The following is a 22955-nucleotide window of genomic DNA, read 5'->3' as shown; positions in this document are numbered from 1 at the left end:
CAATTTTTAACTCCATAAAAGGTCTTTGATGCACGCACCCCTAAGCCCTGTTCTTATCACCGTTTATGATCGATTGGACTGCTTGCAAAACGCCATCAGCGCACTTTTAAGCAATCCTGAGTGTTCCCAGACTGACCTCTATATCGTTTCTGACTATGCTTATGACCCCGCCCATCAGCCTGCTATCGCTAAAGTGCGTGCTTATATCAACTCCATCACGGGTTTTAAAAGTGTTGAGGGGATTTTTTGGGAGCAAAACAAAGGCAGTTTTGACTCTGCGCAAGATGCCCTCAAATATCTATTTTCTCGATACGATCGGGTGATTTTCTTTGAAGATGATATTTTAGTATCGGATAGATTTTTAGAATACATGAACCATGCGCTAGAATACTACAAAGACGACCAGCGCATTATTTCTATCGCCTCACACAGACACCATAAAGTCCAAATACCCAAATCCTACCCCCACGAAGTGTTTTTACTCAAAATCTACTCCCCTTGGGGCGTGGCGATGTGGAAAGACAGATATGAAAGCATTGATTGGGATCTTGATATTGCTGCATTGATCCAAGACAAAGAGCAAGTCCGTGCTTGCAACGCTATCACTACCCATCTCGTGCCTATTTTGGTCGATATGGTAGAAAGGGGCAAAAAATATGGCGATGCCATCGTGTGCTGTAATATGCTCCACGCACAACGTTACACGCTCTTCCCCATCAAGCCCCTATCGGTCAATCGCGGCCACGATGGGCGCGGGGAGCATTGCGGAGAAAACCTCGAACTACAAAATCAAGCCCTAGAAATGGGCTTTTGCCCCAAGCTATGCAAAAATCTGCCCTATGATATGACCATAGGCAAGCTGCACCGCCAAGTCTTTTATTCCTTCAAGCGCGATTTTCTCAAGCCCATTTTGACAAAATTCCATCTCTACGCCCCCTTAAAAGCGCTCAAAGACAAACTCAAGCCCAAAAGGCTTTCTAAGCCTTTGGATTGCTAGGGGCTAGATATTGAAAATACTGCACCTAGTCACACAAGACTCTGGAGGAGCAGGCAGAGCAGCCTTGCGATTGCATTTAGCCCTCCAAAAGCTCGCAGACACAGACAAACACGCACGCACAGAAAATACCAAACCCACTGAGCCCATAGAATCTCTAATGCTTGTGCAAAACAAGAGCAGTGATCTCACGAGTATCATACGCGTAGCAAAGACCAAGACCCAAAAACTCTTTGAAAAACTCCGCCCTGCCCTTTGCGCCCTGCCTCTCTCTCTCTACCCCAAACGCCATCAAGACATCTTTTCTGTCGATTTTATCCATAACCGCCATCTCATCAAAACAATCAACGCACACAAACCCGATATTGTCCATCTGCATTGGATCAATGGCGGCTTTTTGAGTGTCAAAGACCTTTGTAAGATCCAAGCCCCATTGATATGGAGCTTGCACGACGCCAACCCCTATACAGGAGGGTGCCACTATGTGGCACCCTCCTGTATAGGGGTTGAAAACCAATGTGGCAAATGCCCCTTGCTGAACTCAAACTTTCCTTTTGATCTGAGTTATTGGAACTTTGCTATGAAGCAAAAGGCCTATAAAAAGCTCAATCTCACCATCAATGGACTCAGTAGCTGGATTGCCCAATGTGCTAAAGAATCAGCCCTTTTCAAAGACAAACACATCATCAATCTCCCCAATCCCATTGACACCACGCTCTATGCCCCTCTTGATAAACACACTGCACGCACACTTTTGCGGCTGGATAATCCCAAAAAAATCATTGCCTTTGGTGCAATCCAAGCCACCTCCATCAAGAGAAAAGGCTATACAGAACTCAAAGAAGCCCTCAAACTCCTTAAAAATAAGCAATCCCTAAAACTCCTTGTATTTGGCTCTAGTGGTAATGAAATGGGGGTTTGTGAAAATATTGAGGGCATAGAAACACACTATTTAGGTCATCTTTATGATGATTTGAGTTTAAAACTTGTCTATAACGCTGCTGATGTTGTTGTGATCCCAAGTTTGGCAGAGTCTTTTGGACAAGTCGCAAGCGAGAGTCTTGCTTGCAGCACCCCTGTAGTCTGCTTTAATATCGGCGGACTCAAAGACATTGTAGAACACAAAAAAACAGGCTATCTAGCCACTCCCTTTGACCCGTGCGAACTCGCACAAGGCATAGAGTGGATATTAGACCTCAGCCCTCAAGACTACCAAGCCTTAGCACAAAATAGCAGACAAAAAGTGCTCACAAGCTTTGAAGCAAAAAAAGTATCTTTACAATACCTTGAAAGCTATAAAGAGATAATAGCGATAGGGGGGGGGGCGAGTGAAAAGCTAGCTACACACCTTATCTCTACGCAAAAAATCATTGCCTTTGGTGCAATCCAAGCGACCTCTATCAAGAGAAAAGGCTATGCAGAACTCAAAGAAGCCCTCAAACTCCTTAAAAACAAGCAATCCCTAAAGCTCCTTGTATTTGGCGCAAGTGCTAATGAAATGGGAGTTTGTGAAAATATTGAGGGGATAGAAACGCATTATTTAGGTCATCTTTATGATGATTTGAGTTTAAAACTTGTCTATAACGCTGCTGATGTTGTTGTGATCCCAAGTTTGGCAGAAAATCTTAGCAATGTCATTGTTGAAAGCCTATCTTGTGGCACGCCTGTGGTGGGCTTTGATATCGGTGGGAATCACGATATTATCGAGCACAAAAAGACAGGCTATCTAGCCCAAGAATCTGATTGCACTGATTTATGCAAGGGCATAGAGTGGGTGCTAAACCTTAGCCCCAAAGACTACCAAGCCTTAGCGCAAAATAGCAGACAAAAGGCTTTGCTACAATTTGAAGCCTTGCTTGTTGCGCAAAAATACTTGAAAGCTTATCAAGCAATAATGGATGGGGGGGGGGGGCGATAACCTCAAGATAGCCCTAGGGCTCATTGCGTCTTTGTATCTGCTTTTTGCGCTGCACGCACTCTATAAATATCGCACTGATTGTTTAAAGACAAAATATGCGTAAGTTTTTTAAAAATATCTTAAAAAGCTTACGAGATATAGGATTTGCACTCTTAGATAGATGTGTGTGCCATAAGACCCCAAAGCCCATCAAGCACTCCATCATTGTCATCAAAACCGATGGGATTGGGGATTATATCTTATTACGCAATTTCCTAGAAACGCTCAAAAACACCACGCACTACCACATCACATTTTTAGGCAATCATATCTATAAAGACTTCGCGCAAGCCTGTGATAGCCCTTGGGTAGATACATTTCTCTGGCTAGACAAAGCCGCTTTTCTCAAAAACCCCCTCTATCGAGCCAAAATCATCGCCACCCTCACCCAAACAAGCTATACATATCTACTCAACCCCACTTATTCTAGGGATTACCACACTGACTATGCTCTCTCTAGGCATATACACGCAACGCACAAATTCGCTCCACAGGGCGATTGCTCCAACATCTCCCAAGCCCAAAAGCAAAAGGCTGATAAAATTTTTCACCATCTTTTGAAAAATACTCAAGAAATTTTATTTGAATTTGACAGAAACAAAGAGTTTTTCACGCAATTTTTAGGCAAACATCTAAACACCAAGCTCTCTTTATCCCCCCAATCCCTGCCCTCTTGGTCTTACCTTTGCCAAACTTTTGCTATCAACGCCCCTTATGTGCTGCTTTTTATCGGGGCTAACAGCCCTCTGCGCCGCTGGAGTATGGAGCATTTTGCCCATAGCGCAAGCCATATCATCACGCACTATCACTGCGACATACTCCTATGCTCGGGCAAAGAAGACATACCCAACGCCCAAATACTCAAGCAGCATATCAAAAAAACCCTCCAAAATAAAGTCCATGACCTCGTGGGAAAAACTAGCCTTTTAGACTTGAGCGCACTCATCGCGCACGCTCAAATGCTTATCTCCAATGAAACCTCTGCCCCCCATCTAGCCCACGCCTTACACACCCCTTGTATCACCATCTCTAATGGCAACCATCTCACGCGCTTCACCCCTTGCCCTTTACCCAATGGCCATTACCTCATTTTACCCCCTCTCATCAGAGATAACATCAAACATTACGCCCAAGTATTCAACCACCAAATCAGTCAGCTCAACATCAACACCATCAGCCCACAAGACATCTACCCCGCTATCAAAACACTATTTGAAGCCCGCAAAATACAGCCCGCACCCACCATCAAAGAAAACACAACAGAAATCCCAGCGACCCAAGAAACCCCAACAACAAAGGAAAACACAATGATTGATTATTTCTACGCACACGGTATCCAAGCTAGCACCTATGACAACTACCAAATCCCCCCTTATCTCAAAGAAATTCTACCCCCCCCCCCGCCAACGGCAAACAAGCACGCAACAAAGCAAACAGATGACAGAGCACAACCAAGGGAAGCCATGCAAATTTTAGATATTGGCTGTGGGCTCGGGCAGTTTCTTTTAGCCCTCAAAAAACTAGGCTACACACATATCAAAGGCATTGATACCAACCCAGAAGCCATCAAGCACTGCCAAAATAATGGGCTAGATGTCGAAAAAATCACGCAAATCACCCACTATCAAGGGCAATATGACTTCATCACAATGATGCATGTCTTAGAGCATTTGCCTAAAGACACAATCATTCCCACACTCCACTACATCAAGACCCACCTACTCAAGCCCCAAGGCAAGCTTTTCATCGCCGTCCCCAACGCCCAATCCAACACTGGCTGCTACTGGGCTTATGAAGATTTCACACACCAATGGCTTTTCACAGCTGGAAGCTTGAAATACACCCTCTTGATGGCAGGGTTTGAGCATATCACATTGATTGACCCCGATTGTCTAGTCGGTATCACACGCCCCAAAAAAATCATCAAAAAAGCCTTACTTGCTCTCTATAAAGCCAACAGAAAATTCTGGAATCGCATCACCTCAAGCTCCTACCACCTACCAAGCCCTGAAGTCTATAGCTATGAAATCAAAGCTCTCATAACCAACACTCCCCCCAAGGGCTAGAATACAGAAAAATTAAAATATAGAAAGACCAAATATGCAAAAGCTCAACACACAATGTAAAATCTGCTCCCACAGCGCTCACGCGACTTTATGCGTGCCTATCCTTGAACGCTATGAAGCCATACTTTATAAATGCGATCATTGCGGATTTTTGGGCTTTGATAACCCCCATTGGCTCGCATTGGCCTATGAAGACCCTATCAATATCAGCGACACAGGGCTATTGCAGAGAAATCTAGCGCTCTATCAGCTCACTTCTGTGATTGCTTATGCGCTATTCAAAGAGCGATGTAAGATATTTGATGGGGGGGGGGGACAGGGATTTTAGTGCGATTGCTGCGTGATGTGGGGTTTGAAGCCTTTTGGCAAGACAAATACTGCCAAAATCAATTTGCCAAAGGTTTTGAATACCAAGGAGAGACCATCGATTTGATCACAAGTTTTGAAGTCTTTGAGCACCTCCCTAATCCCATCGCCCACCTAGAATCTATGCTTGCTATCTCTCAAAATATCCTCTTTAGCACCGAATTATTACCCACTGCTGTCCCTGATATAACATGGGAGTATTATGGCTTCAAACACGGACAACACATCAGCTTTTATGACCAAAAAACACTCCACTACCTAGCTAACAAATACCATCTCCATCTCAATACCAACGGCCACTCACTGCATTTATTGACCCAAAAGCCTTTTTCTAAAATTAAGTTTTTTCTGATTTGCAAGCTCTTTTCTAAAGGACTTTTTTGGCTTATCAGCAAAAAAATGACCCCCAAAACACTCCAAGATTCCCACACCCTACTCAAACTCCACACCAAATCATGACACAACAAAATACGATTAAATCTTTTTTATATGCGTTTGATTTCTTTTCTTATGATGGTTTTATCTTTGGTCGCGCTCATTTTAAGTATTTCAACGTGCTCATCCTCAATCCCCATAGGCAAATCCATACCCCTCTCTTGGACATTCCATTCGGGGTATTGCCCATTTTCATTTGCCAAATAATCATCAATGCAACATTGCTCAATCAGTTTGTAGCTGATATAGGCATTTTTGACCTTTTTTAATCCAAAAAGTCCTTTGATTTCCTTCTCAAAATTTTCTTGATACACCATATAAAATTCTATTTTTTTCTTTTTTAAAATTGTAGAATACAAAAAATACCAAATCCCAAAACTTCGAATACTTGGCCTACCCTTTACGCCCCCATCTTGATAGATCATCAAAGTATTTTTGATTCCCCCCTTGCTTTGAGAACCTCCAATCTTTTTTATCTCACCATCAACTACGATAATATAAACTCGTGCGACATTTTCTGTGAGAATTTTTTGGGGTAGTGGGTTGCCCTTTTCATCTTTTAGTTTTTTTACATAATTAAACTGCAACTTTGTGCTTCCCTCTACAAACGCAACATCTGCAATCTTAAAAGCTGTTTTGACTTCCTTTATATACAATAGCTACTCCTTGATAATTAAAAGCTCGTGGGATTTTTTGATATTGTGCTGATCTCCACGCTCTAGCCTATTTTTCCCTCTGCACCCAACTACAATCCTTTATCACAACATCCAAATACACACGCATTTTCTTATCCATTTTCTCACTCATCTTAGCCCTTGATATCCAAAAGGCTCTCTTCAAAGGCAAACAAAGGCTCTAAAACCTCCTTGTGTAAGATCACAACAGATTCAAAGCCCCGCAGATTCTTTTTGCGCGCTTCTAAAAATCTCACCACTCGCTCAAAAGCGACATAAATCTGGGCATTAACGCCGTTTTTATCCAGATACACACGCCCGCTGATAGCCCCTAGATGGGGGTATAAACCATAAAATTCCAAACTTTGCTCCCTACCCTTAGTTGCCTTTATCTGCACCAAGCTCTCTTGATGTTTTTCGTGGATAAAAAATGTCAGCACATCTTTTTGCAAAGAAAGCAGCAAATTCCCCAGTGTCAAAAACTCATGGCGGCTTTGGGTATGGAGCATTTTATCTAGCAATAGCTCATGATAAGGCTCTTTTAACTCTCCTTTTTTGATGAGCTTTTGAATATCTGAAAAACTCAGCTTGAGTGGGCTATCTTGGAGCGTTTGGAGGAGTTTGGGGGTAGGAGAGAGATTAGAAAGCAAGATCGCTCCTGTGGTGCTTCTTGACATATTTGCCCAATATCTCTGCCCGACAAACAGTTCTTTTTGACTCTTAGTATGCACAGCCACATTCCCCACTTGCAGCAAATATTCATGCGCCCCTTTTTTAGCAAGCACCTTAAGGAGCAAGGGCAAAGTCGCATTGAATCCATTGACCTCCTTGCCCTTTGGGGCGAGCATAGAGAGCTGGGCTAGGGATTTGATGGATTCTAGCATAATGTCTTTTGGATAAATTCAAGGATTTCAAAGCTCACAGCCAGCTTGTCTTGGCGCTTGATATGATGGGTGTGCGTATGAGAAAAAAGTGTCATTTCATTATCCATAGCTCCAAAAGGGCTATGCGTGCCGATACAATTCAAACACACCACTGCACAGCCCTTGCCTCCATCTTTTGGGGATTGGAGCATTTTTTGCGCGTGTTGTGGGGCGTCTTGTCCATCAGACTCTGCTTTGAAGCCGATTTTATGCAGATAGGGCGATGTGAGGGATTGGAGGATATCGATATTTTTTTGGCATTCTATGTGCCAGACCTCTCCGATGGCGTCTTTTTTGAGTTTATGCGAAAAGGACTCTTTGGGGACATAATCACTGATTGCAGCAGCCATAAACAAAAAGGCCTCTCTATCTTGAGGGATACACTCTTTGAGCGTGGATAAAAAAGTCTGGCTATCTTTTGCCTTGATACACTCTATGTCCGTAGGAAGTGCCATCGGGAATACAGAAGCAATCAAAGTAACCTTTGCCCCGCGCAAATAGAGCGCAAGCGCTAAAAAGCTTGCTTGCAAGCCACTGGAGTGGTTAGAGATATAACGCACAGAATCGATATTCTCCACGCTCCCTCCCCCTGTGATGATGACTTCTTTGTGTTGCCAAAATGTATCTGTATGGATTGTCCTTAAAGTATTATAAACAATTTCATCTATGTGTGCTAAAGCCCCTTTGCCATAGGTATCGCAAGCTAGCAGGGCTTCTTGGGGCTTGATGATACCAAAACCATATGCTTGGAGCAAGGCGATGGCTTGCTTTATTTGGGGAGCTTCTAGCATTGCTGTATTCATCGCAGGGGCAATGAGCTTGGGGGCTTTGCAAGCTAAAAATGTGCTCAGCACCAAACCATCTGTAATCCCATGGGCCACTTTAGCTAGAGTGTTAGCACTTGCAGGGGCTAAAATAGCGATATGCGCCCATTTGGCATAAGCAATATGATTGCAAGCAATCTCCCCATCGCTCTGCGCCCAACTCTCGGTTTGTGTATGCAGGACTTGTGTGTGTGCAAGCGCTTCAAAGCTCAAAGGTGTGATAAATTTCTTAGCCTCTTCACTCATCACCACACGCACGCACGCACCGAGCTTTTTAAACGCTCGGACAAGATCAAGACTCTTATAAACTGCAATACTCCCACTCACCAAAAGTAAAATATGCTTGCCCTTTGCTATCTCAAAAAGACCTTGCAGATTTTGCAGATTTTCTAAATTCAATTTCTCAAGCCCTCTCATAGCACCCCTTTTGTATCCAAAGACTCCTCAAATACTCAAAGCCCTTGGCTCATTGATATAATCTCTTCTTGGCTGAGCCATTTGTCATTGCCATTGCTGCTGTATTCAAAGCCATCGCACACAGCCCTACCGACCTCATTTTTGAGCGTATGGGTATAATCAATGGGCGTCTGGAAACTGATCGTGGGCTTTAAAATAAAAAAGTCATCAAACTCCAAAGCCAAACGCGCATCATCTTTAGGGATCATCACTTCATGGAGCTTCTCACCTGGCCGGATTCCAATGACTTCAATGGGGATATGGGGCGCTAGGGCTTGGGCTAAGTCTGTGATTTTCATACTCGCAATTTTAGGGATAAATATCTCGCCCCCTTGCATTCTCTCTAAGCTATCAAGCACGAAACGCACGCCTTGTGTGAGCGTGATCCAAAAGCGCGTCATTTGCGTGTCTGTAATCGGTATTGTCTTTGCGCCTGTTGCAACCAAATGCTTGAAAAAGGGTATCACACTCCCCCTAGAGCCCACAACATTGCCATAACGCACCACGCCAAATTTAGATTTAGCCGCTCCTTTGATGTTATTAGCACTCACAAATAGCTTATCAGAGCAAAGTTTGGTCGCACCATAGAGATTGATGGGATTGGTCGCTTTATCTGTGCTTAAGGCCAAAATATGCCCCACGCCACGCTCTAAGGCCGCATCGATCACATGACTTGCCCCATAAATATTAGTCTTGATACATTCCATCGGATTGTATTCTGCGATAGGGACGTGCTTGAGTGCAGCTGCGTGGATACAAATATCCACCCCCATAAGCGCACTACTCAAGCGCTCTTTATCTCTGACATCGCCGATAAAATAGCGCATTTTTTTGTCATTAAATACTTGGGCCATCTCATATTGCTTGAGTTCATCGCGGCTATAAACGATGATTTTTTTGGGATTGTGCTCTTCTAGCACCATCTGGACAAATCTCTTGCCAAAGCTCCCTGTCCCTCCTGTGATGAGAATCGTTTTGCCATCTACTATATGCGCCATTTTTTCTCCTACCACCGATAGCCTAAGCTCATCGTTGCGATTTTGAGCTGTCCGAGCCCATCTGATTGATACATACTGCGTCTGTTGTCTTTGAAAGTCACTGAATACCCCACGCCCAAGTCAAAACCTCTGAAATTATATTTCGCACCCAAACCGACCATATAGCCATCTGAATCAGGGATACCGATTTTATCCTGCGGGCTAGGGGCTTCATCATAAGCCAATGACCCCATCAAACGCAAGCTTTTCCCCATATAAGTCACGCCCAAGCGATAAGTGTTTGTATCTCTCCAGCCCGCTCCCATATTCATCACACCAGCAAAATCTGCTAATCCGACCATATTTTTGAGCGTGTTGGAATTGAATACATTTTGATTGGCCACCATTCCACTCAGCCCGCTATAAGTCGCATTAGCAAAATCAGGAGTGACTAAAAACTTGCTCCCCCGACTCCAAAAAGTCCGTTCATATACGCCCTCAACCCGTAAATGGTCTTTGAAAAATGTCTGCGCATAGGCTAAGGTCAAGATTTCAGGCATTGTCACAGCGATATTGAGATCGCCTGTAGTGAGGACATTTCCGATAGCCCCACCGATATAAGTCGTCGCTGATAAATTGCCTTTCATATCGAATTTCACAGGAGAATTATAGACCACAGAAAACATTCCGTGATCAAACACTCGAAGCGAAGCGGCCACACGATAGCCCGTTGAGAGGGCTTTTCCATCAGATTTTTGATAGACTTTAGCTGTGCCATAGAGATTGGTTGTTTCTGATTTGAGCGAGCCCATCAAATCTTTGATACTATAGCCCAATGGCTTTAAGACTGCTAAAACAGCATTGATGAGTGCATTGTCTTTGGGGATCAGTGCATTGATTTGCTCATCGGTCAAATTCATCACTTGGTCTTTGCTCAAAGAAATCCCTTTTCCATCTTTGTCTAATGGTACATACACGACATTATTGAAACTCCCCATCGCATAAAGCACGCGCGGGGCAAAGCCTATGGAGAAGCGATCCCCAATCGTATAGCTCACACTCGGGGCAAATTCAATCATCATGATAAACACATCTTGCAAAAATTCCCCACCCTTGCCCTGCCAATTCATCGCTAGCCCTGAGGGCGCGACAAAGCTTGCGCCAAAGGTGAAGCCATTGTGTGTGCGGGATTTATAAAAAAACTTTGGCAAGATAAAATTTGTATCGCCCGTCTTGCCATCGACAATCTGAGAATCGGGCGGGGAGTGGTAGAGGTCAATGGGCTTACTCATGATACCCGATGCCATTTTTCCTATCATTGAATCATCAAATTGCAAGGTTGTTTTTGAATACAGCCCTTGATTGGTTGTGGGGACATCAAACTGAAAGCCGGGGATTGTGATGAGTGAAGTGGCGATTTCAAACTCGCTTTTGTTCTCCCCCCAATCATTGATAAAGCCCATATTAGCGGGGTTATAATAGCTCGCATCAGCCCCTCTAGCGCCTGCGACATACGCAGAGCTTAGGGCTGTGGCATTGAGACTTTGCTCTTGGATTTTAAAGCCATTGCCAAAAGCCATAGAAGACAACACCACCAAGCCCAAAAATCTTTTCATCACGCCCCATCAAATGATTCTTTATCTGCATATTGTTGCATAGCCAACAAAATAAAGCCTATTTTATCGGATTAATGTTAAAAAATGCATAATTTTTAAAGTTCTGTTGTTTTAAAGTTCTGTCGTTTCAAGGGCTAGGAGAGGTAGGAGAGGTTTGCGTATTTGAGTTAGGGCTGTCATAATCATCGATAGCAATCGCTACACCTGTAGTCATATTGCGAAAAAGTATATGGCCTTTTTTGCGTTCATAAAAGATAATTTCTCCACTCTTTTGGAATCGCTGTATGAGCGTGTCATTTGGGGCAATTTGCTTGCCGATACCACCAAAAATATCCTTACCCAACAAAATATCTTCAAACAAATCTCCATAGCTCACTTTGCCAAAAAATTCCTTAGCTGCTGGCCACTTGGGCGCACAATCACTCAGAAAACAAATCTGTGAGGGCCCAATAGAGATACTCCCGATAGTCTTGCCTAGCTTAAAAAGCTTGAGTTGGATATCTTTTGGTGTGATATCTAAAATCCCATAGTCATAATACTTGAATAAGGCTGTTTTGATATAGATGAGTTTGAATTGAGCAGGCTTTTTGTCTTCGTTAAAAGCCCCTTGCTTGTTTGAAAGGGCTTCTTTTGAAGGTTTATTTAAAAAAAAGTCCCCCACAGAAGCACAAGAAGCAAAAAATATAGGGATCAGCACCCACCCTAAAAAAGAATAGATTTTTTTCAAGAAAGTTCTCTGTTTAACCCACTTAGCTGCGGACACCACTCAAAGCACGATACCATACTCTCCCATCAAGTTTGAGTTCCATACTGACTTGGCATAGACCATCTTTATAAACGGTTTCAGTGATCTCTGCGTTACGGATTAGGGCTTGGACTTTTGTCTTGATTGTAGAGTTTTGCAACACCATATCCCGCACGGTATCTTGGGCATTGACACGGATGCCATACATTTTCTCACCAAGCTGCCTATACGCATCCACAATCGCAGCGCGTTTGGCTAAGGCTAGGGCTTGAGAGGGTGAGATGGTCGATTCAGGAGCAACGCCCATTCCTACAGCTGAGAGCTCGATGATATTAGTCGGTGTGAGCACAGGCGTGTTGGGAATCATGGGATCGGATTTAGGCGCGATGGAGTCATTGGAGTTATCAAAGCGTGTATCAGGGAGCGTGTCATAATTATTGCGCTTAGCAACGATATTGCCCGCATTGAGATTGGGGTTGCTAAAGCCCACGGGAGGATAAACGGGGGCTTGCACATTGGATTGATACACAGCTGAGGGAGGGATAAGGCTGGTTTCATCTGATGGGGTCATGAGCGCATTGCACCCTGCAAATATGATACCTGCTGTCAAAAAAGCCGAGCTGTTTAATAACCTTCTTGTCATAAAACATCCTTTTCAAATATTGTTTAGCATTTTGAAGCAAAAGATGTGCCATTTTTATAAAGGCACGACAATAGGACTGAAAGCCTTTGCCATCACGCCCACGCGCGCCCCGACTTTCAGACCATCGGCTTCTTGGGGGCTTAGGGCGATTTTGATGATAGAGCCTTGGGCTAAAATATCTACGATGGTGATTAAAGGTTGTTTTGAGATCAAAAGAATCTCGCCACTGACTTGCATTTTAGCACTAAAATGCTGAGGTAAAAATATTTCTGCAGGACTGCCATATTGAGAGATTGTGCCATTTTCTAGGCAAATCACACTATCAGAAAGCCGATAAACCTCGCCCAAATCATGGCTGACTAAAAAGGCAGTGATAGCAAAATGCTCACGCAAGGCCTTGAGCTCATCTTGGAGCTTTAGGCGCATTTGCCCATCAAGCGCACTCAAAGGCTCATCTAAAAGCAACATATCAGGTGCACTCACTAAAGCCCTAGCCATCGCTACTCTCTGGGCTTGCCCTCCTGAGAGGGTGTTGATAGATTTTTGACAAAGCCCATCGAGCTCCATCAAAGCAATCACTTCTTGAATATGCTTTTTATCGCCTTTATGCGCAAAGGCGATATTATCATAAACACTCAGATGTGGGAAAAGTGCGTAATTTTGAAACATAAAGCCGATTTTTCTTTGCTGGGGTGGGAGATTGATCTTTGCAGAGGAGTCAAAATACACCCGATCTCCCCAAGCAATCCTGCCGCTATCTGGAGTTTCTAGCCCTGCTAAAATGCGTAAAATAGTCGTTTTGCCCGCACCGGATTTGCCAAATATAGAAAAAAACTTGCCCTCTTCTAGCCTCAAAGAAATACGCAAGACAAACTCACCTTGAGGGCCAAAAAGTGTCTTAGAAAAATCCATTTCAATCATACAACGCCCTTATTCTCGCTCTTCCTGTTGATAAAAATCACCACAAAAAGCAAAACAAAGCTCAAAATACAAAGACTCAAGGCATATTGATTGGCTAAAGAATAATTGGCCGCTTCAGCTTGGGTATAAATCGCAATGCTTGCAACGCGCGTTTCCCCTGCGATATCCCCTCCTATCATCATCACGACACCAAACTCACCGATTGTATGGGCAAAGGTAGTCACCATTGCCATTAAAATGCTTGATTTGACATTGGGTAATAAGACAAAAAACAATGTATAAAACTTGCTTTTACCTAAAGTATAGCTTGCTTCAGACAAAGAAGATGGGAGAGAATAGAGCGCGTTTTTGATGGGATTTACCATAAAAGGCAAGGAAAAAATCACGCTACCAACCACCAAACCCCAAAAACTAAACACGAGCTTAACGCCTAAGCGATCTTGCAAAAACGCTCCGAAAGCATAATTGGGCGAAAAGGTCAATAAAAGATAAAAGCCCAAAACCGTGGGAGGCAAAATCAAAGGCATCCAAATCAGAGTTTCCAACAAAACCTTTAAAAACCCCTTGCTAAAAGCAAGATAATGCCCCAAAAAAATCCCAATAGGCAACAAAATAACTGTTGTGCAAAAGGCGAGCAAAAAGCTCAGATACATTGTCTGCAAAAATTGGCTATCAAGCATATTCAAGCATCACTTCAGAGGATTTGACAAACCAACCAAAAACTTTTCCCACCTCTATTCCAAGCTCTTGATATGCTTGAGCTGAGATCAAAGCAGAGATTTCTAAGCCCTCAAAAGCAAACACAACCCGTGCAAGCACTTCAGAACTCTCCACTCTCAAAACCTCAGAAACAAAGCGATTCCTCGCACTGATTTTGGTGTAATCTTTATCACAAACCATCACTTCGCTTTCTTTAAAAAGCGCTGCCACACTCGCCCCCATAGCTTGCGTGGTATCTCTAGCCCCACCTAAAAGCATTGCAAAAAGCCTATGTGCTCCAAACTCCATACACACAAAACTCACGCCACCACTATTTGTGATAGTCTTAATCACGCACGGGATTTTATTCATTGACAATATAGCCATATTTTTCAAAAATCTTTTTTGCCTTTGGGCTTAGGATAAATGCTTCAAATTCCTTGGCTAGCTCTTTGTCTTTGCCGTGATTTGTGAGTATCAAAGCCTGCTCTATAGGGCTATAGAGAGATTTATCGATGATAATATAGCTGATTTTTTTATCTTGTTTATCGATGAGTGACAATGCCCCAAAGCCTGCTTCAGCACTCCCTGTGGCAACGAATTGATGGGCTTGAGAAATTGAGGTCGCATTGATGAGCTTGGTGTGGATTTTTTGCCCAAGGCCAGTTTTTTCTAAAGCTTCTTTTGCAGCATATCCATAGGGGGCAAGTGCTGGGTTTGGGATAGCAATGTGCGTGATAGATGGCAGTGTGAGCGTTTGTAAAGAAGTGATTTTGATCTTAGGATTAGCGCTCCAAAGCACCAAAACTCCCTGTGCATACACGCGCTCTTTTTGGGGTGCTTTGCCTTGTGTGTAGAGCTTGTGGGGGAATTCTCTGTCTGCAGAGATGAATAAATCAATCGGCGCACCTTGTGTAATCTGGGCATATGCCTTGCCCGAAGAAGAATAGCTGATATTGATTTTGTCATTGGGGTGTGTGGTTAAAAATTCCTTTTGAATATCCCCCATCACATAAGCAAGATTAGCAGCAGCAGCCACATTGATCTCACCATTTTCGCGCGCAAAAAGCAAGCCTATCAACAAAAAACTGATTACAAATAACTTTCTCATCGTTTTATCTCCTTTTTGGAGCATTATATATTATTTTATATAATGCTAGGATAAATTTGTAAGCTGTTTTTCTAAAAGTATGATTTTTTGCTCCAAGCTATCAAAATCCTCACTCGCACACATCGCCCCCTCTATCTGTGCTATCACGCGCTCAAGCTTCTTGAATACAACAATTGCGCGCTCACCTTGTGCGGTCAGCTTCGTCCCTCCCCCGCCCTTGCCTCCACTGACACTCTCTACCATAGCGCCCACAGAAAGATGGTTCATCATATCGATACTATCCCAAGCGGCCTTATAGCTCATCTGCATATTTTTGGCTGCTTTTGAAATCGAGCCTGTTGCTTTGATATGCTCTAAAAGCTCGACTTTGCCCTTGCCTAAAAAATTTTTATTTTCTTTTGTGATCCAAAATCGTATGAAAACGCGCATTTTAGTCCTTATACATCGCAGAAATAGCCAAAAATTCATCAATATTTGCCAAAAACAAATCCACAAGCTCTGGCTGGAATTGCTTGCCTTTGAGCTCTTTGATATAAGCGATCACATCAGGCAAGGGCCAAGCTTTTTTGTACACCCGATCATTGCTGATTGCATCAAAGACATCGACAAGCGCTACAATCCTGCCAAAAAGCGGAATATCCTCTCCAATAAGCCCCCTAGGGTAGCCACCCCCTGCCCAATGCTCGTGATGGGAGCCTGCGATTTGAGATGCTGTCTTTAAAATCAAGTGATGGGATCCACCAAGCATTTCTTCGCCCAAAGTCGTGTGTGTTTTCATGATTTCAAACTCCTCTGCAGTGAGCTTGCCGGGCTTATTTAAAATCGCATCAGGGATACCAATCTTGCCAATATCGTGCATGGGAGAAGCGATAAAAATCAGTTCTTGATCTGCAGGGCTACAACCATAGAGTTTGGCTAAAAGCTCAGAATAAGCTGCCACTCTTTTGATGTGATTGCCCGTTTCGCGGCTCTTGCCCTCACAGATTGTCCCCATTGCGATGATAATATCCCTCTGCACGCTCTCAATCTCAGCTTGAAACTCCATAATCTTGGTAATATCCACACCCACTGCCATGATCTCGACAGGCTCGCCTTGGAGATTGCGTATATACACCCCGATACTATGGACATAAAAATGTGTCCCATCAGTGCGATTGTGTTCGATAATCCCTCGATAGATACCCGTTGTATTGAGTGCTTTGCCGATTTCTTGGAATTGATCTCTTTGTGATGGGGATAAAAATTCATAGATATTTTTGCCCAAAATCTCTTCAAGCTTGAAACCTGAAATATCCAAAAATGTTTTATTCGCATAGATAAAATTTCGATTCAAATCAAGCCTAAAATGGCTTTGTGTTTCATCGATGATGTCTTCATATTGCTGCAAGAGGTAACGCTTTTCTTCTTCAGAATATTTCAGATTCACCAAATCATTTTCAAGCTTCCTTTGGCGCATTTCTTCTTCAGTCCTATCGATCTCACCGATGATATAAGATGAAACTTGATTGTTATGGTCAAAGACAGCTTTGATAAAAATATTGACATAATAAGGGCTGCCATCTTTTCTGATATGGTGCATTTTCCCGCTCCAAGTGCCCTTTGCTTGCAATGTGGGGATCACGACATCAGTCGCATAAGCAATCATCTCATCATCCAAAAACTCCAAAACACTCTTGCCAATCTGCTCTTGAGGGCTATAGCCTGAAATACGGCTCATTTTTTCGTTGGTAAAAGTGATTCTCAAATCCCTATCGACTTCGATATGCTGGACAGCTTCAATGACAAGATCTCTATAGCTTTTGAGTGAAAGGCTCGCTTCATCAAGCTCTTTAGAGGTGACTTGAGATAAATGCGTGATGGCATTTAATATCATCGACTCTTGGTTCCATTGTATCTGTGGATTTTCCTTTTTGAGCTCTGTATCCTTAAAGTCATCTTCGCTCAAAACAATCCGTGTATTAGCCAGATTGAGCATTGTGTTGGCGTTTGAGAAATGATAGACCTCTCCATAGGTAAAAAACCCGCAAGCTGCTTGTGTATCCATAAAAACTTCTAAAATCCTATTGATACCCTCAAGCCCCAAAAACAGCACCCGACCAATGCAAGAATACATATACACAGCTTGGACATTTTGGGGTGTATCGATTTTTTCTCTCAAGGAATCTTTTTCGACATTTTCCAAAAAACCAAAAGAAAACTTCACACGCGCACCATTAGGGATATTCCCCAAAAATGAAATCCCCCCATCACTGCGAACTTCATTGAGCACTCTGCCGATGAAATTCCCTTTCTCATCTTCTAAGATAAAAGGAAAATTCCAACCGACCTTTTCAAGATTGCTCGACACTTCCTCGCCCAAATAATGGCGATAAATCTCTTTGATTGGGGTGTGTTCGATTTCATAAATGGTATTTTTTTCTGATCGAGTCACTTCAAGGCTCAGTCCAATAGGCCGCCAACCAAAGACATAGCTATTTTGGACACGCAGCACATCTGAATCAATCACCCCGCACACAATCCCATCAATATACACACCGTGCTTATCGCCCACTAGCGTGCGGATAGCTTTCATCTGATTACCCGCAGCCCTACCCCCACAGACTATCAATTCAGGGCATAACCGAAACAATTCTGCTAAAAGTATCTCCCCAGAAACACTAAAATGCTCGATAAAAATAATCAAAAGCTTTGTTCTGGGCGTGATGAGCGTATCAAAAATCCTCTGCGCCATAGCCAATTCATCAAGCCCACTAGGGAAATGCGCTGTTTTGATGTCTGAATATTCAAAACAAGAGATACCCAAGACTATCTGGCTCATGGTTTTGAGTTCATAGACTTGATACGCACTTGAAGCTAGCAAAATCTCACAATCAGGTAAAAGTTCATTGAGGACATCGATGAGGTATTCAGATATTTCACGACTCAAAGGTCCAAAAACTTGTATGAAATACTTCTCCCTCCCACCTGATTGGATTTGATGTTGCTTGAAATCGACTTGCAATCGTTGTTTATCGCTAAAAATAATATTGACTAATCTCAATCATTTTTTCCTTATCTAAAAAGACTAGAATAAACATATTTTAGCCTTTAACAAAACTAATATAGATATTTTTCTTAAAGATTATACACTAAAAAAGGTCAAGATTTTTAGACCAAAACCCATATTATCCCTTAAAACAGATATTAAAGATATGATACCCCTCCTCATAGACATACTCAAGCCTATAGCGGTGCAAGGATAAAATCTCACTGACAATAGAAAGCCCCAGCCCGTGCCCACTGATTGCATTATGCGATACATCGCGGCAAAAAGGCTCCAAATAATAACCAATCTCATGCTCTAAAGGATCGCCTTTATTTTTGACAGAGATTTTATCAGCGATACACTCCACATAGATTTTTTCTTCTTTAGAATATTTCAGGGCATTTTCTATGAGATTTTTCACTGCGACAGACAAAAGCCGCAAATCCCCTGTGATCACAAAGTTATTCCCAAAATCTGCTATGATTTTGCTCTCTTCATCTCCAAAGCTAGAGAGTGCTTCAAACATCAGAGTTTCACTCAAGAATTTTTCATTTGCAATCACGATATTCCCGCTATTAACGCGCTCAAACTCCAGCATATTATCAGAGATTTTTTGCATATCTAGCACATAGAGTTCTAGTTTTTTGACTGCTTGGGTCTTGTTTTTCTCCAAGGCTAAAAGCAGCTTCATCTTCGCTAGAGGGGTTTTGAGCTCATGGCCAATATTACGCAAAATCAATTCGCGGCTTTTAAGCATTTTATGGATTTTATCGCGCATGAAATTAAAAGCTCTGATCAAATCCCCGATTTCATCTTTGCGTTTGGTATCTAGCACCCGATCATACTTGCCTTTAGCAAATTCTTTGATGGCATTGCTGAGCTTGTTTAAGGGCGTGAGTAGAGAAAAAGAAATGATATAAAGCACCATCAAAATAAACACAATCGGTAAGAAAAATACCCGCAAGCGATTTTTCTCCCAAAAATTGATTTCGATATTTTTGACGACAATAAAATGATCTCCAAAATAATTCATCATAAAGCCGATTTTATGCTGCGTGCGGAATATCTTGATACCTAGCATATCATCGTGTCTGGATTCGATGACTTCAAAATGAGTGGGCATATACCGCAAACGCGTGTAGCCAAACTTTTTCACTGAAAGCATGACAGCATTGAGATTCCCCGCTGTGTAGTTGGGTAAAATGCTCTGGATAAAAAGCATTGTTTCGTTTTTGATCCGTTCATTTTGGCGCTCGATGATGATTTTATCTGTCTGATACCATAGTCCCACGACAAACAAAAACGCCATACCAAAAAGAATACTGAATTTTACACGCAAGTTACCTATAAACAAAATTTATAACCTATCCCCCATACAGATTGGATAAATTTGGGTTCTTTGGCGTTGTCATTGAGCTTGAGCCGCAGATTACGCACATGTGTATCGATACTGCGTAGCAAGCTGTCTTCGTGGATTGCATTGATTGTATTGGCAATAGCCTCTCTGGAAACAGGGTGGAGGCGATTTTCTATCAAAAACACCAAAATATCAAACTCTGTATTTGTGAGGTCTAGGACTTGATGGTCGATTTTGGCCTCGCGTTTTTGGATATTGATAGCTAAATTATCAAACACCATTTCTTTGGGCTTGAATCTCCTTAACATCGCATGAATACGCGCAATAAGCTCAGCGGGTTCATAAGGCTTAGCCAAATAATCATCAGCCCCTTTTTCAAAGCCTTGTATTTTGTTATAAATATCGCCCCTTGCTGTGGAGATGATGATAGGGACTTGTGAGATGGCTCGGATTTTCTTGCAGAGCTCAAAGCCGTCCATTTCAGGCAAAGTCAAATCCAGCACGACCAAATCAATGCTGCCTTGATATTCCTTCAATAGCTCCAAAGACTCTGAGGGCAGCCCTGTGACTAGGACTTCAAATTTTGCTTGTTCTAAATAAGTCTTAATCAGCCCTTGCATTTCTAAATCATCTTCTATCAATAGCAATTTACCCATATATACTCCTTGAGGTTATTTCTAATCATCGTCGTGTTCGTGGAATTCATGAGATATTTTATCTCTTTGTTTGGCGTTTAAAATAGCGTGTAGATTTTTCAAAAATCGCATATCCATTTCTATTTTCCTATCACAATTGGCCTGCATTTGGGCTTTGATTTTCTTAGTATCCAAGCTGTCTTTTGTAAAATAATGCATAATCAGCCCATCGACTTTTTCGTTATTATGCCACCATTGCTTGAGTTCATCGTGGTATTGTTTGAATAATTCTTTGATTTCTTTCTCTTGTCTATGGCTCAAATCCACTTCTTTCAAGCCCTTATGTAGCTCGTTGAGATCCCGCCAGCTATCAGCACTCAGCAAACCAAGCAGGCACAAACAAAGCAAGATTTTTTTCATCACTAACCTTTTTTAAATATTTATAAAATTATAATCACTAACCTTTTGGTTTTTGTCAATTATCCGACAACTTTACATTTTTGCACAAAAATCAATCACGCCACTACTCCCAATCAGCACCAAAAAATCTTCGTTCAAGACTTCATAATTGGGGTCGATATCAAGCTGCCATTTTTCAGCACTCTTGATGGCTATGACTTTCAGACTCTCCTTAGATTGGGGATTTGAGAGTTCAGGGGTTTTGCTCTCAATGCTTGCAATTGTCTTTTTACCAAAAAGCTCCCCTGCAATCATTTTACACAACTTGAGGTCTTCGCTGATAAGCTCTACATCTGCCTTTTGGCTCACAAGCTCACTGAGCAAGCGATTTGCTGCTTCTTTTTCTGGATAGATGATTTTATCAGATCCGATTTTGAGTAATATCTGCCCGTGCGTTTGGCTCACAGCCTTAGCGATGATGGTTTTGTTCCCTAATTCTCTTAGTGCCATCACTGTGAGGATAGAAGCTTCGATATTTTCCCCGATACTGACAATCACCACATCAAGCTCACTGATCCCTGCTTCTGCGAGCGCGACCTTGTCTGTAGAGTCAAGGACATAGAGATCTTCAATATCATTTTGCAAATCCCTAAAATTCTCCCGTGAATTATCACAAACGATGAGATTCTCGCCTTGTGTTGCAAGCCCTCTTGCCATATAAGTGCCAAACTTCCCCAATCCAATCACAGCATAAGTCTTTTTCATAGCACCACCCTTTCTTTGATGTATTCCACCCTCGGAGTTCTAGGCGATCCAAACAAGGCCAATGAAAACGCCAAAATCCCAATCTTCCCTGAAATCATCATGAATATAATAACGCATTTTCCAAAATCATTAAAATGTGCGCTCAAGCTCAAAGTCCCCCCATTTCCCACAGAATCTCCCACGGTAGCAAAAGCCGAACCCACCTCAAACATAATCCCTAAAAACCTCGCATCAGGCTCTGCGATACTCAAAATCAAGCTAGAACCCAAAATATAAATACAAGCAATCAAAAAAATCGCAATCGCCTTTTGGACATTATCCCCATCAATTGCTCTGCCAAAAAGCCGCGGCTTTGAATCTGTCAGCACCCCTCGGCAAAAAGCAAGCAAAACTGCCACCGTTGTGATCTTAATCCCTGCAGCTGTCCCCCCTGGAGCACCGCCAATAGCCATCAATAAAACAGAAAAAAACAAGCTCGAATCCCGCAACCCACCCAAATCAAAGGTATTAAAACCTGCTGTGCGGTAATTGACTGAAGTAAAAAACGCACTCAAAACTTTCTCATACAAAGAAAAATTCTTAAAAGTCTTGATATTATCCCACTCAAGGACTAAAAGCATGACCATACCCAAAACAATCAAAATCAAAGTCCCTGATAAAACGATTTTAAGATGTAACGAAGGGCGTATTTCTTTGGATCCAGCTTGCAGAGAATCTGATTTTTTGGAATTTTGGAATTTTTGATAGGCAAAAAAATGTAATTCAGCAATGCTGATATAGCCCAAACCCCCGATAATAATCAAAAGACATATCACAAGATTGACCAATATATTTGCTCGAAAATCAATAAGATTAGTAGAAAAAGTAGAAAATCCTGCATTATTGAACGCAGAAATTGCGTGGAAAACACTATACCAAACCCCATCAAGCCCAAATTTCACACAAAAAATAAGACCCAAAAGCACCGCGCCTACACTCTCTAAAATCACTACATAAATAAAAATCTTTTTGATAAAGACCACCAACCCATCATAAGAATAGCAATTGAGCGTTTCTTTGATGAGAGTTTTTTCTGTTTTGCCTAAGTTTTTCCGAAAAAGCACATACAACAGCCCTAGCATTGTCATATACCCAAAGCCCCCAAGCTGTATGAGCCCCAAAATAATGCCCTGCCCTAAAGGAGTGAAATCTAAAGCCGTATCTTTGACGATCAATCCTGTGCAAGTAAAAGCAGACACAGCCGTGAAAAAAGCGTCTAAAAACTTCATCTCACCTCTATGGGCTACATCTAGGCTTAAGAGCAACGCCCCAAAAAGCGCAATCCCAAAATAGCTAAAAAGCAAAATACGGATACTATTGAGCCTCAC

At 42.3% G+C, this 22955-nt stretch carries 24 protein-coding genes; 6 read left to right on the top strand and 18 right to left on the bottom strand.

Annotation, left to right across the window (positions count from 1 at the left end):
- The first annotated feature begins 28 nt into the window (after nucleotides 1-28).
- The 6 genes from BKH46_RS06930 to BKH46_RS06910 are packed head-to-tail and all read left to right on the top strand — an operon-like array spanning nucleotide 29 to nucleotide 5842.
- A complete protein-coding gene (locus tag BKH46_RS06930; protein ID WP_095226109.1) occupies nucleotides 29-997 on the top strand; it encodes a glycosyltransferase in 969 nt (322 codons plus the stop codon).
- A 10-nt stretch (nucleotides 998-1007) separates the two neighbouring features.
- Entirely contained in the window at nucleotides 1008-2912 is a 1905-nt protein-coding gene (locus tag BKH46_RS06925; protein ID WP_095226108.1) for a glycosyltransferase, read from the top strand.
- Nucleotides 2893-3015, top strand: coding sequence for a hypothetical protein (locus tag BKH46_RS09780; protein WP_275542184.1), 123 nt, complete (start codon nucleotides 2893-2895; stop codon nucleotides 3013-3015). The genes BKH46_RS06925 and BKH46_RS09780 overlap by 20 nt, the downstream gene beginning before the upstream one ends.
- Complete coding sequence (locus BKH46_RS06920; protein WP_095226107.1) at nucleotides 3008-5017, top strand: methyltransferase domain-containing protein; 2010 nt, start codon at nucleotides 3008-3010, stop codon at nucleotides 5015-5017. The genes BKH46_RS09780 and BKH46_RS06920 overlap by 8 nt, the downstream gene beginning before the upstream one ends.
- A gap of 34 nt (nucleotides 5018-5051) precedes the next feature.
- Complete coding sequence (locus BKH46_RS09510) at nucleotides 5052-5345, top strand: hypothetical protein (protein WP_095226106.1); 294 nt, start codon at nucleotides 5052-5054, stop codon at nucleotides 5343-5345.
- On the top strand, nucleotides 5345-5842 hold the full coding sequence (locus BKH46_RS06910; RefSeq protein WP_253248322.1) for a methyltransferase domain-containing protein: 498 nt from the start codon (nucleotides 5345-5347) through the stop codon (nucleotides 5840-5842). The genes BKH46_RS09510 and BKH46_RS06910 overlap by 1 nt, the downstream gene beginning before the upstream one ends.
- A gap of 26 nt (nucleotides 5843-5868) precedes the next feature.
- Here the strand turns inward: BKH46_RS06910 and BKH46_RS06905 are convergent, their stop codons facing one another.
- From BKH46_RS06905 to BKH46_RS06820, 18 genes are all read right to left on the bottom strand, one after another.
- Nucleotides 5869-6474 carry a type II restriction endonuclease gene (locus BKH46_RS06905; RefSeq protein ID WP_095226105.1) on the bottom strand — a complete coding sequence of 202 codons (606 nt, stop codon included), beginning with the start codon at nucleotides 6472-6474 and terminating at the stop codon, nucleotides 5869-5871.
- Between the two features lie 152 nt (nucleotides 6475-6626).
- A complete protein-coding gene (locus BKH46_RS06900) occupies nucleotides 6627-7376 on the bottom strand; it encodes a hypothetical protein (protein WP_095226104.1) in 750 nt (249 codons plus the stop codon).
- Nucleotides 7370-8656, bottom strand: coding sequence for a bifunctional phosphopantothenoylcysteine decarboxylase/phosphopantothenate--cysteine ligase CoaBC (coaBC, locus tag BKH46_RS06895; RefSeq protein WP_095226103.1), 1287 nt, complete (start codon nucleotides 8654-8656; stop codon nucleotides 7370-7372). The genes BKH46_RS06900 and coaBC overlap by 7 nt, the downstream gene beginning before the upstream one ends.
- A gap of 35 nt (nucleotides 8657-8691) precedes the next feature.
- Complete coding sequence (gene pseB / locus BKH46_RS06890) at nucleotides 8692-9684, bottom strand: UDP-N-acetylglucosamine 4,6-dehydratase (inverting) (RefSeq protein ID WP_095226125.1); 993 nt, start codon at nucleotides 9682-9684, stop codon at nucleotides 8692-8694.
- Nucleotides 9685-9701: 17 nt separating this feature from the next.
- Nucleotides 9702-11288 (bottom strand): outer membrane protein transport protein, encoded by a 1587-nt coding sequence (locus BKH46_RS06885; RefSeq protein WP_095226102.1) that lies wholly within the window; start codon nucleotides 11286-11288, stop codon nucleotides 9702-9704.
- Between the two features lie 127 nt (nucleotides 11289-11415).
- Nucleotides 11416-12015, bottom strand: coding sequence for a hypothetical protein (locus tag BKH46_RS06880; RefSeq protein WP_095226101.1), 600 nt, complete (start codon nucleotides 12013-12015; stop codon nucleotides 11416-11418).
- Nucleotides 12016-12037: 22 nt separating this feature from the next.
- Nucleotides 12038-12604, bottom strand: a complete 567-nt coding sequence (locus tag BKH46_RS06875; RefSeq protein ID WP_253248327.1) for a hypothetical protein — start codon at nucleotides 12602-12604, stop codon at nucleotides 12038-12040.
- Between the two features lie 126 nt (nucleotides 12605-12730).
- Nucleotides 12731-13597: an ATP-binding cassette domain-containing protein gene (locus tag BKH46_RS06870; RefSeq protein ID WP_095226099.1), complete on the bottom strand. Its 867-nt coding sequence runs from the start codon at nucleotides 13595-13597 to the stop codon at nucleotides 12731-12733.
- Nucleotides 13594-14277, bottom strand: a complete 684-nt coding sequence (gene modB, locus BKH46_RS06865; RefSeq protein WP_095226124.1) for a molybdate ABC transporter permease subunit — start codon at nucleotides 14275-14277, stop codon at nucleotides 13594-13596. Before modB ends, BKH46_RS06870 begins: the two co-directional genes overlap by 4 nt.
- Nucleotides 14270-14683 carry a TOBE domain-containing protein gene (locus BKH46_RS06860; RefSeq protein WP_143428924.1) on the bottom strand — a complete coding sequence of 138 codons (414 nt, stop codon included), beginning with the start codon at nucleotides 14681-14683 and terminating at the stop codon, nucleotides 14270-14272. Before BKH46_RS06860 ends, modB begins: the two co-directional genes overlap by 8 nt.
- Nucleotides 14661-15407: a molybdate ABC transporter substrate-binding protein gene (gene modA / locus BKH46_RS06855; RefSeq protein ID WP_095226097.1), complete on the bottom strand. Its 747-nt coding sequence runs from the start codon at nucleotides 15405-15407 to the stop codon at nucleotides 14661-14663. Before modA ends, BKH46_RS06860 begins: the two co-directional genes overlap by 23 nt.
- Nucleotides 15408-15452: 45 nt before the next feature.
- Entirely contained in the window at nucleotides 15453-15836 is a 384-nt protein-coding gene (locus BKH46_RS06850) for a LysR family transcriptional regulator (RefSeq protein ID WP_095226096.1), read from the bottom strand.
- A 1-nt stretch (nucleotide 15837) separates the two neighbouring features.
- Nucleotides 15838-18447, bottom strand: a complete 2610-nt coding sequence (locus tag BKH46_RS06845) for an HD domain-containing phosphohydrolase (protein ID WP_095226095.1) — start codon at nucleotides 18445-18447, stop codon at nucleotides 15838-15840.
- Nucleotides 18448-18571: 124 nt separating this feature from the next.
- On the bottom strand, nucleotides 18572-19786 hold the full coding sequence (locus BKH46_RS06840) for a HAMP domain-containing protein (RefSeq protein WP_095226094.1): 1215 nt from the start codon (nucleotides 19784-19786) through the stop codon (nucleotides 18572-18574).
- Nucleotides 19777-20445 (bottom strand): response regulator transcription factor, encoded by a 669-nt coding sequence (locus BKH46_RS06835; RefSeq protein WP_095226093.1) that lies wholly within the window; start codon nucleotides 20443-20445, stop codon nucleotides 19777-19779. Before BKH46_RS06835 ends, BKH46_RS06840 begins: the two co-directional genes overlap by 10 nt.
- A gap of 21 nt (nucleotides 20446-20466) precedes the next feature.
- A complete protein-coding gene (locus BKH46_RS06830) occupies nucleotides 20467-20844 on the bottom strand; it encodes a hypothetical protein (RefSeq protein WP_095226092.1) in 378 nt (125 codons plus the stop codon).
- Nucleotides 20845-20916: 72 nt separating this feature from the next.
- Nucleotides 20917-21588 (bottom strand): TrkA family potassium uptake protein, encoded by a 672-nt coding sequence (locus BKH46_RS06825; protein ID WP_095226091.1) that lies wholly within the window; start codon nucleotides 21586-21588, stop codon nucleotides 20917-20919.
- The gene (locus BKH46_RS06820) at nucleotides 21585-22955 is read right to left on the bottom strand and encodes a potassium transporter TrkG (RefSeq protein ID WP_095226090.1); all 1371 of its coding nucleotides are present in this window, start codon (nucleotides 22953-22955) and stop codon (nucleotides 21585-21587) included. The genes BKH46_RS06825 and BKH46_RS06820 overlap by 4 nt, the downstream gene beginning before the upstream one ends.

Origin of the sequence: Helicobacter sp. 12S02634-8, from assembly GCF_002272865.1 — a bacterium.
In the GTDB taxonomy this organism is placed as follows: Bacteria; Campylobacterota; Campylobacteria; order Campylobacterales; family Helicobacteraceae; genus Helicobacter_J.
Note: the sequence above shows the minus strand (reverse complement) of the source record. Positions and strands in the feature narration are given on the sequence as shown.